The organism is Pseudomonas sp. FG6, assembly GCF_057809015.1.
Map to the genome: position 1 here is coordinate 51,356 of NZ_JBMDJD010000017.1, position 14,269 is coordinate 65,624.

12 protein-coding genes are annotated in these 14,269 nt (G+C 59.2%); all 12 read left to right on the top strand.

Annotated features, from left to right (window positions below; translation table 11 throughout):
- Positions 1-5: 5 nt before the first annotated feature.
- The 12 genes from flgK (at position 6) to fliE (ending at position 14,259) form a co-directional block, all read left to right on the top strand.
- Positions 6-2,021 (top strand): flagellar hook-associated protein FlgK, encoded by a 2,016-nt coding sequence (flgK, locus tag ACODSJ_RS13320; protein ID WP_489102166.1) that lies wholly within the window; start codon positions 6-8, stop codon positions 2,019-2,021.
- Between the two features lie 13 nt (positions 2,022-2,034).
- A complete protein-coding gene (locus ACODSJ_RS13325) occupies positions 2,035-3,621 on the top strand; it encodes a flagellar hook-associated protein 3 (protein ID WP_489102167.1) in 1,587 nt (528 codons plus the stop codon).
- Between the two features lie 322 nt (positions 3,622-3,943).
- Positions 3,944-4,873, top strand: a complete 930-nt coding sequence (locus ACODSJ_RS13330) for a ketoacyl-ACP synthase III (RefSeq protein WP_489102168.1) — start codon at positions 3,944-3,946, stop codon at positions 4,871-4,873.
- Between the two features lie 253 nt (positions 4,874-5,126).
- Positions 5,127-6,572 carry a flagellin N-terminal helical domain-containing protein gene (locus tag ACODSJ_RS13335; RefSeq protein ID WP_489102169.1) on the top strand — a complete coding sequence of 482 codons (1,446 nt, stop codon included), beginning with the start codon at positions 5,127-5,129 and terminating at the stop codon, positions 6,570-6,572.
- Positions 6,573-6,646: 74 nt separating this feature from the next.
- Positions 6,647-6,997 (top strand): flagellar protein FlaG, encoded by a 351-nt coding sequence (locus ACODSJ_RS13340; protein WP_489102170.1) that lies wholly within the window; start codon positions 6,647-6,649, stop codon positions 6,995-6,997.
- An 81-nt stretch (positions 6,998-7,078) separates the two neighbouring features.
- The gene (gene fliD / locus ACODSJ_RS13345; protein WP_489102171.1) at positions 7,079-8,464 is read left to right on the top strand and encodes a flagellar filament capping protein FliD; all 1,386 of its coding nucleotides are present in this window, start codon (positions 7,079-7,081) and stop codon (positions 8,462-8,464) included.
- A gap of 149 nt (positions 8,465-8,613) precedes the next feature.
- The gene (fliS, locus tag ACODSJ_RS13350; RefSeq protein WP_489102172.1) at positions 8,614-9,018 is read left to right on the top strand and encodes a flagellar export chaperone FliS; all 405 of its coding nucleotides are present in this window, start codon (positions 8,614-8,616) and stop codon (positions 9,016-9,018) included.
- A gap of 24 nt (positions 9,019-9,042) precedes the next feature.
- A complete protein-coding gene (gene fliT, locus ACODSJ_RS13355) occupies positions 9,043-9,339 on the top strand; it encodes a flagellar protein FliT (protein ID WP_489102173.1) in 297 nt (98 codons plus the stop codon).
- Positions 9,340-9,508: 169 nt separating this feature from the next.
- Positions 9,509-10,984, top strand: coding sequence for a sigma-54 dependent transcriptional regulator (locus ACODSJ_RS13360; RefSeq protein ID WP_260955426.1), 1,476 nt, complete (start codon positions 9,509-9,511; stop codon positions 10,982-10,984).
- 110 nt (positions 10,985-11,094) lie between these two features.
- Complete coding sequence (locus ACODSJ_RS13365; RefSeq protein WP_489102174.1) at positions 11,095-12,303, top strand: sensor histidine kinase; 1,209 nt, start codon at positions 11,095-11,097, stop codon at positions 12,301-12,303.
- A gap of 5 nt (positions 12,304-12,308) precedes the next feature.
- The gene (locus ACODSJ_RS13370; protein ID WP_489102175.1) at positions 12,309-13,697 is read left to right on the top strand and encodes a sigma-54-dependent transcriptional regulator; all 1,389 of its coding nucleotides are present in this window, start codon (positions 12,309-12,311) and stop codon (positions 13,695-13,697) included.
- Positions 13,698-13,932: 235 nt separating this feature from the next.
- The gene (gene fliE, locus ACODSJ_RS13375) at positions 13,933-14,259 is read left to right on the top strand and encodes a flagellar hook-basal body complex protein FliE (protein ID WP_003199082.1); all 327 of its coding nucleotides are present in this window, start codon (positions 13,933-13,935) and stop codon (positions 14,257-14,259) included.
- Positions 14,260-14,269 lie beyond the last annotated feature (10 nt).

Consider the following 14,269-nt stretch of genomic DNA (forward strand, 5'->3'; position numbering starts at 1 on the left):
GAACCATGAGTTTGCTCAATATCGGGATGTCGGGTCTGTCTGCGAGTCACTCCTCGTTGCTGACCACCGGTAACAACATTGCCAACGTCGATACCGTCGGTTATTCGCGTCAGCAGACCGTGCAGACCACCAAGGCGTCCAATCAGTACGGCAACGTGTTCATTGGCACCGGTACAACCCTGGCCGATGTACGCCGCGTCTACAGCACCTATCTTGACGCGCAACTGAGGACCTCCACGTCGCTGGACAATGACGCGCAGATTTACCTGGGGCAGGCCTCGCAGGTCGACAAGCTGTTGTCCGACAGCGGTACTGGCATTACCAAGACGCTGCAGTCCTTTTTTTCGTCCTTGCAGACATTGGCCGGCAACTCCAACGACACTGCTGCACGGCAGGCCTTGTTGACCGGTGCCCAAGGGGTCAGCAGTCGTTTCAATGCCATCTCCCAGCAACTGACGCAGCAAGGTTCGTACATCAACGACCAGCTGGGTTCGATGGCCGAGCAGGTCAACAAGTTGGCCTCGACCGTTGCCGCCTACAACCAGAAGATCAGCGAGGCAACGGGTTCTGGCGCAGGGGGCATGCCCAACGATCTGCTGGACCAGCGCAACGAAGCTGTTCGCCAGATTTCGGCGCTGGTGGGCACGCAGGTCACCGAAACCGACGGCAGGATGGACATTTACCTGGGCAGCGGCCAACCGCTGGTCATCGGCAACACGTCCAATACGTTGCAGATGGCGACTGACAAGAATGATCCCACCCGTTCCGCACTGATCATGGTGCGCGGCAGTTCGACGATCGATGTCACCAGCGTGACGAGTGGTGGTCAGATCGGTGGCCTGTTGCGCTACCGTAGCGAAGTGCTGACGCCAGCGGTCAATAGCCTGGGGCGTATCGCCATGGTAGTGAGTGACCAGGTCAACCGGCAGTTGGGCCAGGGTCTGGACCAGAACGGCAATTTTGGCGCGAATTTGTTCAATGACATCAACAGTGCGACTGCCATCAGCCAGCGCAGCATTGCCAACGGCAACAACAACCCTGCCTCCGGCAACCTGAACGTCACCATCAACGACACCAGCAAGCTGGCGGCGAGCGATTATCAGGTGACCTTCTCCAGTGCCACCGGCTACAGCGTGCTGCGTTTGTCAGATAACACCAGCATGGGCAGTTTCACCTTGGGCGCGGCTCCGACGCCAGTCATCGACGGTTTCAGCCTGAGCCTCAATGCAGGCCCGGTGAATGCCGGCGATACCTTCAAGATCACACCGACCCGCAGTTCTGCCGCCGACATGACTACCGTCATGACCGACGCCAAGACTCTGGCCACCGCCGCTCCGCTGACATCCACCAAGGCCTCGGGCAATGACGGCACCGGTACGGTCGGTCAGCCGACCCTGAGCACCGTTCTGGATATCTACGATCCGGTCCAGCGCCTGGAAGTGCAGACGGCCGTCAAGAATTCGATGCCGGTCCGCCTGCTCATGACCAGCGCCACCGCCTACGAGGCGTTCGATGCCAAGGGCAACAGCATCGGTACCGGCAGCATCGTGCCTGGCCAGAGCAACGACCTGAGCATTTCGGTGCCTTATATCGATGGCGGCGGTCTTCCCAAGACGTTCAGCGTGGCGATGACCCTCGGCGGTACCCCGGCTGCAGATGATGGTTTCAATATTTCCCTGACGCCGGCCAGCAGCACCGACAACCGCAATGCCCAGGCATTGCTCGGCCTGCAGACCAAGGCCACGGTCGGCGCCAACGCCACGAGCCCGGGCGTGAGTTTTTCCGATGCCTATGGTGGGCTGGTTTCTTCGGTGGGTGCCCAGGCCAAGCAAGGTCAGTTGGATGCCACCGCCACCGGCACCATCCTGACCCAGGCGCGGGGCGCCCGTGACTCGCTGTCGGGAGTCGATCTCGACGAAGAGACTGGCAACCTGGTCAAGTACCAACAGTACTACTCGGCCTCTTCGCAGATCATCAAGGCTGCGCAGGAAACGTTCAACACTCTGATCAACGCCCTTTAAGGAGCCGTAGAACATGCGTATTTCTACTGCACAGTACTATGCGGCGACGGCTGCCAACTACCAGCGTAACTTCAATAACGTGGTCAAGACGGCAGAGCAGGCCAGCAGCGGCGTGAAGCTCGAAACGGCAGCGGATGATCCGGTTGGTGCAGCTCGCCTGCTGCAGCTGGACCAGCAGAAGGCGTTGTTGGGTCAGTACACCACCAACATCAGCACGCTGAATACCGCCCAGGCCCAGGAAGAAGCGGTGCTGGACAGCATCAACAACGTGCTGCAGAAAGTCAGCGAACTGGCCGTACGTGCCGGTGGCGGTTCGTTGAACGATGACGACCGTAAATCCATTGCTGCCGAGCTGGGCGCATCCGAAGATCAATTGCTGAGCCTGATGAACAGCAAGGATGCCAACGGCAAGTACATTTTTTCCGGTGCCAGTAACAACACGGCACCGTTCGTGCGCAATAGTGATGGCACCTACAGCTACCAGGGTGACCAGACCCAGCTGCAACTGAAAATCGGCGACTCCATGTCACTGGGGCTCAACGATACCGGTTGGGATGTGTTCCAGCAGGCCGTCAACGCCAGTCGCAGTGCGACCACGATGACCGCACCGGCCGTCGATGATGGGCGCGTGGCCTTGTCGGCGGGGTTGGTGAATTCAGGTCCGGCGTTCGATGCAGGTTTTCGCAGTGGCCAGCCCTACGCCTTGTCCTTCACCAGCAGCACCCAGTTCGTAATCACCGACGCCTTGGGCAATGACGTGACCGCCGAGGCGACCCAGGGCGGGGTATTCGACCCGAAGAAAGCAGGCGGCTCGGACATCAATTTCCGCGGCGTGACCTTCAAGTTGGATATCACCTTCCAAGCCGGCGACAACCCGACTGACGCCGCCAGCGCTGACGCGGTGATTGCAGGCCACAGCTTCCAGTTGGCGGTCAAGCCAGACAGCTTCGTCACCAATAGGGCCCCCAATAACGGGTCGACGGCTGTAATCAGCCAGACCGCGGTAACCAACGCGACGGATTACAAGAGTTTCTTCCCTGAAGGCGGGGCTGTTCTCAAGTTCACCAGTCCAACTACGTTCGACCTGTACGCTCGTCCATTGACCAGTGGCAGCACGCCAGTGAGTTCCGGAACCGTGGCCGCTGGCGTGGCGACAGCGGCGGGCGTCAGTTTTACGCTGGGAAGCGGTGCACCTGCTACCGGGGATCAATTTGACATCGCGGTCAATACCCACCAGACCCAGAACGTGCTCGATACCATCAGCCAGTTGCGCCAGTCGCTTGAGACACCGGTCCAAGGCAACCCGGTCGCGCAACGTTCGCTGGAAGATACGCTGGCGTCGTCCATCGCCAACCTGAGCAACGCCAAGAACCAGGTCGACCTGGCGCGTGGTGCCATTGGTGCCCGGGGCAACGTGATGGACCTGCAGAGTGACCAGAACCAGAGCAGCAGCCTGATTAACGATTCGACCCAGAACGGCATCAAGAACACCGATCCGGCGGAAGTGCTGACCCGCCTGACGTTGCAGCAGACCATGCTGCAAGCGGCGCAACTGGCGTTCTCGAAGATTTCCCAGTTGGGGTTGTTCAACAAGCTTTGAGTCGGTCTTGACCGCTCGTGGCCAGTCCCGTCAAAGGGGCTGGCTTTTTTTTTGCTTTTTTTACCTTGCCTGGGGAATGACGAGACGGGGCGCAAGCCGCCTGCGGGCTACAAAATTCAAATAAAGCGATGATCGCCGAGTGACCTGTCGGTCAAAACGCGCATCTTCACTGTATCCTGTCTGCGGGCGGTGAAGGCGGTAGGGCCGTTCAAGGCAGGTCCTTGTATCCCGACATTGCCTCCTCTGGGGGCCAATCCCTGACTGTAGACGCCCTCGATTCAGCGAGCGGCGGTGTTCAGCTGTTTATTATTGGGAAGCCATGATGATTGGCATAAAAAATATAGCGAGTTACGTGCCGGCGGCCGGGGTTGACAACTACGCCCAAGGTGCAAAGTTCGACAAGGACGAAACCTTCATCCTTGGCAAGATCGGCTCGGCGTTTTTGCCGCGCAAGGGGGCCGAGCAGGAGACGTCCGACCTGTGCGTTGAAGCAGTCAATGCACTGTTTGCCGCCAGTCCCGAGCTCAAGCGTGAATCCATCGATTGCCTGATCGTCGTCACCCAGAACGGTGACGAAGAAGGCTTGCCGCACACCGCGGCAATCGTTCAGTCCAAGCTGGATTTGCCGACTCACGTCGCCGCTTTTGATATCTCCCTGGGCTGCTCCGGTTACGTGTATGGCCTCTATGCCATCAAGGGGTTCATGGAGGCGACAGGGCTGAAAAATGGCCTGCTGGTCACCGCCGACCCGTACTCCAAGATCGTCGATCCGGAAGACCGCAACACCACCATGCTGTTCGGTGATGCCGCCACAGCGACCTGGATGGGTGAAAACGCTGCGTGGCAGTTGGGCAAGTCGAAGTTCGGTACCGACGGTTCCGGCGCGCCGCACCTCAAGGTCAGCGATGGCGTGTTCTTCATGAACGGTCGTCAGGTTTTCAACTTCGCCTTGCTCAAAGTCCCGGCGCATTTGAATGAACTGTTGGAGGACTCCAATCTGCAGGCCAGTGATATCGACGCTTTCTGCATTCACCAGGGCAGCGCCGCCATCGTCGATGCCGTGGCGCGCCGCTTTGACGAAACGGGTTCGGCACAGTTCGTCAAGGACATGCTCGAGACCGGTAACACGGTGTCGTCGAGTATCCCCTTGCTGCTGCAGAACCATATGTTCGATTCCAAATGGACCCGCGTGGCCATCAGCGGTTTCGGCGTGGGCCTGTCGTGGGGCTCGGCGATTCTCTATCGCGGTTGACCCTTCGCTGCCGTCGTTGGCTTGCAAGAACGCCCGGAAACGAAAGTTTTCGGGCGTTTTGCGTTTTTCTGGCGCCAGAAAATAGCGCTAAAGCCTTGAAAATAAAGGGCTGGCAAGCTGCCACTAAAAATATCCAAAAAACCCCTCAAGCAAAGCACCTTCACGACGATAACTAGTATGTAGGTTCTCTGGGCCACACCCGACGGATGTCAGGGCCGGAAGCCGCAGTACCCATCCAACGAGGATTTTCGTCATGGCTTTAACAGTAAACACCAACATTGCGTCGCTGACCGTTCAGAACAACCTGAACAAGGCTTCCTCCGCCCAGCAAACTTCGATGCAGCGTCTGTCTTCCGGTCTGCGTATCAACAGCGCTAAAGACGATGCCGCCGGCCTGCAAATCTCCAACCGTCTGACCAGCCAGATCAACGGCCTGGGCACTGCCATCAAGAACGCCGGCGACGGTATCTCGATCGCACAAACTGCTGAAGGTGCGATGCAAGAATCCACCAACATTCTGCAGAAAATGCGTACCCTGGCCCTGGCTTCCGCCAACGGCTCGCCAAGCGCCGATGACCGTAAGTCGAACAACTCCGAATACTCCGCTCTGACCGCTGAGCTGAGCCGTATCGCTACCACCACCACCTTCGGTGGTCGCAAGATCCTCGACGGTTCGTTCGGTACCACCGCTTTCCAAGTCGGTGCCAACGCCAACGAAACCATCAACATGAGCCTGGGCGACGTGTCGGCCAACAACATTGGCTCCCAGCAGCTGAAAAGCGTGGCCATCGCGCCAAGCGCTGCCGGTGTTGCCGGCGGTGCAATCGCCATCACCGGCGGTGGCCAGACCGCTAACATCGTTGTTGCTGCCGGCCAATCCGCCAAGGCTACCGCTGCTCAGCTGAACGGCGCTATCGGCGGCCTGTCGGCTACCGCCAGCACCGAAGTCAAGTTCGGTGTGAACACTGCTGCCATCACCGGTGCTGCTCCAGGCACTGCAAACTTCAGCATCCAGGTAGGTTCGGGCGCTGCTGTCAACATGGTCGGCGTAACCGACACTGCTGGCCTGGCTGACCAACTGAAGTCCAACGCCGCCAAACTGGGCATCAGCGTTAACTTCAACGCCACCACCAACAACCTGGAAATCAAGTCCGACACCGGTGAGAACATCACCCTGAACTCGGGTGACGCCAGCGCCATCGCCGGTATCACTGTTGCTGCCAAAGATGGTGCGGGTAACTACGGTGCTGCCGTTGCCGCTGGTGCAGCTGCAATCCAGGTGACCGGTGCTGTTTCCCTGAACTCCACCAACAGCTACTCGATGAACGGTGCTGGTGCAACCGGTCTGTTCGTGGCCGCCGGTACTACCGTCAGCTCGACCAAAACCGTCGTCAGCAACACTGACGTGACCACTGCTACCAACGCGCAAAACGCCGTTGACGTGATCACCCAGGCCATTGCCAACATCGACTCCCAGCGTGCTGACCTCGGTGCTGTACAAAACCGTTTCGACAGCACCGTGGCTAACCTGCGCAGCATCTCGGACAACTCCACCGCTGCTCGTGGTGTGGTCCAGGACGTTGACTTCGCGTCGGAAACCGCTCAGCTGACCAAGCAACAAACCCTGCAACAGGCTTCCACCGCGATCCTGTCCCAGGCGAACCAACTGCCATCCGCTGTACTGAAGCTGCTTCAGTAATCCCAGCGCTTGGTAACTGACGGAAGGGCGCGTTTACGTGCCCTTTCGTCTTTTCCGTGATGAGGAGATTTAGCATGGACATGAGCGTCAAGTTGAACCTGTCTTATCCACCCGTTGCCCCTCAGGGTCCAACGCCGATAGAGGCTGAAAAACCGGGTCAGCCCAAGACTGAACCTGTTGCGTCATCGGGTACGGAATCCAAGCGCGAGGATCTGGAGAAAGCAGTCACCGATATTCAGGAGTTCGTCCAGGCTGCACAGCGCAAACTGGATTTCTCCATTGATGATTCCTCTGGGCGGATTGTGGTCAAGGTCATTGCCACCGAAACCGGTGATGTGATCCGGCAGATCCCCTCGGAAACCGCGCTTAAATTGGCGCAAAGCCTGTCGGACGCCAGTCACTTGTTGTTTGACGACAGGGTCTAAGCTGGCATGATTTTTGTTGTTGTCGCTGTTTAAGGCGATTTTAGTCAAAATAGCGGCGGCTACTGGATATGGAGAAGGATGATGGCGGGTACAACGGTTAGTGGTATTGGTTCGAATATCGATACTCAGGCGATCGTGGCGTCTTTGGTAGCTGCCGAAAAGGCGCCGAAGCAGACGCAGATCAACAACCAGACGTTGAAAGCGACCACCTCGCTGTCGTCTATCGGCAAAATCCAGGCGGCGCTGGACGCTTTCCGTGGTGCGTTGGACAACATGAAAACTGCGTCCAGCTTCAGCGGGCTGACCGGTTCGTCGTCCGATGAAAAAGTCGCTACGGTCACCACGAGCAATGGCGCGGCAGCCGGTAGCTTTGCGCTGGTGGTCGACAAATTGGCCACGGCGTCGAAGATTTCCACCAAGGTTTTTGCGACGGGGGCTTCTTCGGTGGTTAACGCCGGTGCCACGCCTACCACGCTGAACATAAAGCAGGGCAGCGACACGTTTACCGTCAGTGTGGCTGCCGGCGCGACGTTGCAGCAGGTCCGCGATTCGATCAACTCCCAGTACGCCAACAAGGGCTTGAGTGCCAACATCGTGACCGATGCCAGTGGCTCGCGAATGGTGCTGACATCGACCACTACCGGTGTGGGTTCGGATTTGACCTTGACCGGTGATTCGGGCCTGGAAACCGGGACGTCGGTCTTGGGTGTACCGCAGAATGCCCAGTACAAACTCGATGGGCTGGCGATGGAGTCCAAGACCAACACCATCGCCGACGCGGTGAGCGGCGTAACCCTCAAGCTGACGGGGGTTTCGGTGGTTCCCTCTGGCGGTACGGCAACACCTGCCACCATTTCGGTGACGGCCAGTGGCGCGACACTGAAGTCGTCCGTGAAGGGGTTTGTCGATAGCTACAATGCTTTGATCAAGGCTGCCAACGCTGAGACGCAAGTCACCACCAATGCCGACGGCACGGTGACGTCCGGTGCGCTGACGGGGGATGCTTCGCTGCGTTCGATGTTGTCGGCGGTGCGCACCGAGTTGAATTCGATGGCGGGCACAGGCCAGTTGAAAGCACTGTCCCAGTTCGGCGTCCAGACCGACCAGAAGACCGGCATGCTGTCGATCAATGACAAGCTGTTTGATGCAGCGGCATTGACCAATGCGGCTGACATCAATGGGATCTTCTCGGGCGATACCGGTTTGTTGGCGCGCATGAAGTCGGCCACTGACAGCTTCGCCCTGAGCAAGACCGGTGTTTTTGCCGCGCGTTCGGCGAGCCTGAGCGATAGCCTGACGGCTTTGAAAAAGCAGCAGGATGCGCTGGATGCTCGAATGGCCAGCCTGCAAACTAGCCTGTCCGCCAAATACACCGCCATGGACTCCCTGGTTGCCAGGCTGCGGGCGCAGGGTGATAGCGTCATGGCTACCCTCAATGCGCTCAATAAGTCATCGAAGGACAGCTGATCCAGGTCCGGCGTAGAGACCCAGGCAGACTGCTGGAGCAGTGCCTGGGTTTTTTATGGGTGGTGGGTTTTCGTTAAAGTTATGGTTTGCTCAGTCGACATAAAGAACAGAGCGTCCCTTTCAGTTGTTGTCTGTCACGAGGTAGAAACATGAATCCCATGAGAGCCCTTCGCCAGTACCAGAAGGTTAATTCCCATGCTCAGATCTCTGAAGCCAACCCCCATCGCCTGGTACAGATGTTGATGGAAGGTGGGCTGGATCGCATGGCTCAGGCCAAGGGCGCCTTGGAGAGAGGGGATGTCGCACTCAAGGGGCTGCTGTTGGGCAAGGCTGTGGACATCATCATCGGCTTGCGTGATGGCCTGAACCCGGAAAAAACCGAGGATCCGGCGTCTCTCCAGCAACTCGACAATCTGTATGCCTACATGATGACGCGCCTGATGGAAGCCAATCGCAATAATGATGCAGCGATCATCGATGAAGTCTCGGGCTTGCTCGGCACGTTGAAAAGTGGTTGGGATGCCATTGCCGATCATGCGGTTGCCAATCAATAGGCCGATGGGCCAGAGGATGACGTGATGACTCAAGCGCTGCAGCGAATCGAACAAACCCGTGACGCCTTGGTCGATGCGCTGGCCGAGCGTGATTGGGAGGCGATCAGTCAACTGGACATGGCCTGTCGTTCCTGCATGGAAGACGTCTTGAGCGAAGCTGGCGTAGATGAGGCGGCGCTGCGGACAAACCTTGAGGCGTTGCTGGGGGTCTATCGGCAATTGCTGGAGGCGGCGACGGGAGAGCGTCAATCAATCGTCGACGAGATGCAACAGATCAATCAAGCGCAAAACGCGGCAAAGGTTTACCATCTGTTCGGTTAATACTCAGTTAATCCGAATCTGGTGCGCCATAAATTTGACTGTGCACGGTTTTTTGACTTAACTAGTAGCTGTTTACTGATTTCAGGCGTCTACAGGCGTGACAAGTCTGCAAGCGTCGAGCTTGCCCCCTAATTTCGGGTATTGAGTTGACTAGGGAAGTTGCTATTGCATGTGGCGTGAAACCAAAATTCTCCTGATCGATGACGATAGCGTCCGCCGCCGCGACCTGGCGGTGATACTGAATTTTCTTGGTGAAGAAAATTTGCCCTGTGGCAGCCATGATTGGCAGCAGGCTGTCGGCTCCTTGTCATCCAGCCGTGAAGTCATTTGCGTCCTGATCGGGACCGTAAATGCGCCGGCCACTCTTTTGGGCTTGCTAAAGACACTCTCAACCTGGGATGAGTTCCTTCCGGTTTTGTTAATGGGCGAAAATTCTTCCCTTGACCTGCCTGAAGACCAGCGCCGCCGGGTGCTTTCCACCCTGGAAATGCCGCCCAGCTACAGCAAGCTGCTCGATTCGCTGCACCGCGCCCAGGTGTATCGCGAGATGTATGACCAGGCTCGCGAGCGCGGCAGGCACCGCGAACCCAACCTTTTCCGCAGCCTCGTCGGCACCAGCCGGGCGATCCAGCACGTGCGCCAGATGATGCAGCAGGTGGCCGACACCGACGCCAGTGTGCTGATCCTGGGCGAGTCGGGCACCGGCAAGGAAGTGGTAGCGCGCAACCTGCACTATCACTCCAAGCGTCGCGAGGCCCCGTTCGTGCCGGTCAACTGCGGCGCGATTCCCGCCGAGTTGCTCGAGAGCGAGCTGTTCGGGCACGAAAAGGGTGCCTTTACCGGCGCAATCACCAGCCGTGCCGGGCGCTTCGAGCTGGCGAACGGTGGCACGCTGTTTCTCGATGAAATCGGCGACATGCCGCTGCCGATGCAGGTCAAGCTGTTGCGTGTCCTGCAGGAGCGCACCTTCGAGCGCGTGGGCAGCAACAAGACCCAGAGCGTGGACGTGCGAATCATTGCTGCGACCCACAAGAATCTCGAGAGCATGATCGAGATCGGCAGCTTCCGCGAAGACCTTTATTACCGCCTCAACGTGTTCCCGATCGAGATGGCGCCGCTGCGTGAGCGGGTCGAGGACATCCCGTTGCTGATGAACGAGTTGATCTCGCGCATGGAGCACGAAAAGCGCGGCTCGATCCGCTTCAACTCGGCGGCGATCATGTCCCTGTGCCGTCACGGCTGGCCGGGCAACGTCCGGGAGCTGGCCAACCTCGTGGAGCGCATGGCGATCATGCACCCGTACGGGGTGATTGGCGTGACCGAGCTGCCGAAGAAATTCCGCTACGTCGACGATGAAGACGAGCAGATGGTCGATAGCTTGCGCAGCGACCTGGAAGAGCGTGTGGCGATCAACGGCCATACCCCGGATTTTACCGCCAGCGCCCTGTTGCCGCCGGAAGGCCTGGACCTCAAGGATTACTTGGGTGGCCTGGAACAAGGGCTTATCCAGCAGGCGCTGGACGACGCCAACGGCATCGTGGCCCGCGCAGCGGAGCGCTTGCGCATCCGGCGTACCACCCTGGTGGAAAAGATGCGCAAGTACGGGATGAGCCGTCGCGAAGGAGATGAACAGGCGGATGATTGACGCCTGTTTTGCAACCACCTGATTTACAGGTGGTTTTTTTTCGGCACGGGTATTGCTACACCCCTCGCAACGTTCCGTTTAACTGACGGTCAGCCAAGCGAGAGAGCACGATGACCCACGCCGCCCAGATGTCTGTTGTCCCCGAGCTGGAGCGCCTGCCGTCCGCCGAGCAGGCGAGCCGGCTCGGACTTGAGCAGGCGTTTTCGCTGTTCAACCAGATGTCCAGTCAGTTGACGGATTCCTACAGCCTGCTCGAGGCCCGCGTCACTGAGCTCAAGGGTGAGCTGGCGGTGGTCAGTGCCCAGCGTATGCAAGAGCTGGCAGAGAAGGAGCGTCTGGCGAATCGTCTGCAAAACCTCCTCGATCTGTTACCTGGTGGCGTCATCGTCATCGATGCCCATGGCCTGGTGCGCGAAGCCAACCCGGCGGCCTGCGAACTGCTCGGTCTGCCACTCGAAGGCGAGCTGTGGCGACACATCATTGCGCGCTGCTTTGCCCCCCGTGAAGATGACGGTCACGAAGTCTCTCTCAAGGACGGTCGACGCCTGTCCATTTCGACGCGTTCGTTGGACGCCGAGCCTGGGCAGTTGGTACTGCTCAACGACCTGACCGAAACCCGTCACCTTCAAGACCAATTGGCCCGCCATGAACGCCTGTCCTCCCTGGGGCGGATGGTGGCGTCATTGGCTCATCAGATTCGTACCCCCTTGTCTGCCGCTCTGCTGTACGCCAGTCATCTGACGGAGCAGGCGTTGCCGATGGAAACCCAGCAGCGCTTCGCCGGGCGCTTGAAAGAACGCTTGCATGAGTTGGAGCACCAGGTGCGCGACATGCTGGTGTTCGCGCGTGGCGAATTGCCCCTGACCGATCGAATGACCCCCAATGCCTTGTTGCAAGCCTTGCAGGCTGCGGCATTGACCCATGTACAGGATCTGCCGATCCGTTGGCAATGCGACAGCCACGTCGGTGAAGTGCTGTGCAACCGCGACACGCTGGTGGGGGCGTTGTTGAACCTCATTGAAAACGCGATCCAGGCCAGTGAGGGCGATGTCCGGCTGAAGGTGCACGTCTATGCCCGCGGCAGCACGTTGCGTGTGTGTGTCAGCGACAATGGCTGCGGCATCGAGCCGACGGTACTGGCGCGCCTGGGCGAGCCGTTTTTTACCACCAAGGCCACCGGGACGGGGCTCGGCCTGACCGTGGTCAAGGCCGTGGCACGGGCCCACCAGGGCGAGTTGCAGCTGCGTTCGCGACCTGGGCGCGGCACCTGTGTGCAGGTGCTGTTACCGCTGTTTTCCAGTGCGCCGGAGGGAGAGTGACGGCAATGGCGATCAAGGTGTTGCTGGTGGAAGATGATCGAGCCTTGCGCGAGGCACTGGCCGATACGCTGCTGTTGGCCGGGTACGACTACACCGCCGTCGGTTCGGCGGAAGAGGCGTTGCTGGCGGTGGGTCGGGAGTCGTTTGGCCTGGTGGTCAGTGACGTCAACATGCCGGGCATGGACGGCCATCAATTGCTCGGCCTGTTGCGAGCCCGCCAGCCTCAACTGCCGGTCTTGCTGATGACTGCCCACGGCGCCGTCGAACGCGCGGTGGATGCCATGCGCCAGGGCGCAGCGGATTACCTGGTCAAGCCGTTCGAGCCCAAGGCATTGCTGGAATTGGTCGCGCGCCACGGGTTGGGCGGTGTTGCTGTCGAAGGCGAAGGGCCGGTAGCCATCGAGCCGGCCAGTGCGCAATTGCTGGAGCTGGCTGCGCGGGTGGCTCGCAGCGATTCGACCGTATTGATTTCCGGCGAGTCCGGAACGGGCAAGGAAGTGTTGGCGCGCTATATCCACCAACAATCGCGGCGCGCCAACGAACCGTTCATTGCCATCAATTGCGCAGCAATCCCTGACAACATGCTCGAAGCGACGTTGTTCGGTCATGAGAAAGGTGCCTTCACCGGCGCCATTGCGGCCCAGGCCGGCAAGTTCGAACAGGCCGACGGCGGCACTATTCTGCTCGATGAAATTTCCGAAATGCCCCTGGGCCTGCAGGCCAAGCTGTTGCGTGTCTTGCAGGAGCGGGAAGTGGAGCGGGTCGGTGCGCGCAAGCCCATCACCCTGGACATTCGCGTGCTGGCAACCACCAACCGTGACCTGGCGGGTGAAGTGGCGGCAGGGCGTTTTCGGGAAGACCTTTATTACCGGCTGTCGGTGTTTCCGCTGGCCTGGCGCCCGTTGCGCGAGCGCACCGCCGATATCCTGCCGCTGGCCGAGCGCCTGCTGAACAAGCACGTCAATAAAATGAAGCACGCGATGGCGACGCTGTCGCCCGAGGCCCAGGCTTTCCTGGTGGCCTACCCTTGGCCTGGCAACGTGCGGGAGTTGGACAATGCGATCCAGCGTGCGTTGATCCTGCAGCAGGGCGGTTTGATCCAGCCGGAAGATTTTTGCCTGGCCGGGCCGGTCGCTTGCGCGCCGTTGCCGACGCCGTCTTCGAGCCCGATGCCCGTGCCGTTGGTAGAAGTGGAAGGCGAATCGGCCGGGGGGCTGGAAGATGACCTGCGTCGCCGGGAGTTCCAGATGATCATCGATACCCTGCGCGCCGAGCGCGGCCGTCGCAAGGAGGCCGCCGAGCGCCTGGGGATCAGCCCGCGCACGCTGCGCTACAAGCTGGCGCAGATGCGTGATGCCGGCATGGATGTGGAGGCTTATCTCTTCGCCAGTTGAATCGTTGAAACCCGAACACCGTCAGGTCCTGTGGGAGCGAGCCTGCTCGCGAAAGCCTATTCAGGCGATGCAGATGTTGCGCGGCTGATGGCTATCGCGAGCAGGCTCGCTCCCACAGAGGGAGTCGGGCGCGCATTTGTTTCTTGTTGCCATGGAGCTGGCACCCTTGTTGCTAATACCTGAATACCCGCTGAGCAAGTGTCAAAAAAATGCGGGCCGCCAGAGAGAATAGACCATGAGCCAAGGTATTGAATTTAATCGGTTGATGTTGGACATGCGGGCCATGCAGATGGACGCCATGGCCCAGCCTAAATCGGTCGCGGTCCCCCAGGTGGGTGGCAGCAGCTTTTCCGACATGCTCGGTCAGGCCGTCAATAAAGTGAACGACACCCAGCAGGCGTCGAACCAGTTGGCCAGTGCTTTTGAAATTGGCAAAAGTGGCGTCGACCTGACGGACGTAATGATCTCCTCGCAAAAAGCCAGTGTCTCGTTTCAGGCGTTGACCCAGGTTCGCAACAAGCTGGTTCAGGCTTACCAAGACATCATGCAGATGCCGGTTTAAGGAAATTATT

Bases quoted from the DNA above. Each gene is read 5' to 3' on its own strand.
- flgK (WP_489102166.1), top strand. From the start codon at position 6: ATGAGTTTGCTCAATATCGGGATGTCGGGTCTGTCTGCGAGTCACTCC.
- ACODSJ_RS13325 (WP_489102167.1), top strand. From the start codon at position 2,035: ATGCGTATTTCTACTGCACAGTACTATGCGGCGACGGCTGCCAACTAC.
- ACODSJ_RS13330 (WP_489102168.1), top strand. From the start codon at position 3,944: ATGATTGGCATAAAAAATATAGCGAGTTACGTGCCGGCGGCCGGGGTT.
- ACODSJ_RS13335 (WP_489102169.1), top strand. From the start codon at position 5,127: ATGGCTTTAACAGTAAACACCAACATTGCGTCGCTGACCGTTCAGAAC.
- ACODSJ_RS13340 (WP_489102170.1), top strand. From the start codon at position 6,647: ATGGACATGAGCGTCAAGTTGAACCTGTCTTATCCACCCGTTGCCCCT.
- fliD (WP_489102171.1), top strand. From the start codon at position 7,079: ATGGCGGGTACAACGGTTAGTGGTATTGGTTCGAATATCGATACTCAG.
- fliS (WP_489102172.1), top strand. From the start codon at position 8,614: ATGAATCCCATGAGAGCCCTTCGCCAGTACCAGAAGGTTAATTCCCAT.
- fliT (WP_489102173.1), top strand. From the start codon at position 9,043: ATGACTCAAGCGCTGCAGCGAATCGAACAAACCCGTGACGCCTTGGTC.
- ACODSJ_RS13360 (WP_260955426.1), top strand. From the start codon at position 9,509: ATGTGGCGTGAAACCAAAATTCTCCTGATCGATGACGATAGCGTCCGC.
- ACODSJ_RS13365 (WP_489102174.1), top strand. From the start codon at position 11,095: ATGACCCACGCCGCCCAGATGTCTGTTGTCCCCGAGCTGGAGCGCCTG.
- ACODSJ_RS13370 (WP_489102175.1), top strand. From the start codon at position 12,309: ATGGCGATCAAGGTGTTGCTGGTGGAAGATGATCGAGCCTTGCGCGAG.
- fliE (WP_003199082.1), top strand. From the start codon at position 13,933: ATGAGCCAAGGTATTGAATTTAATCGGTTGATGTTGGACATGCGGGCC.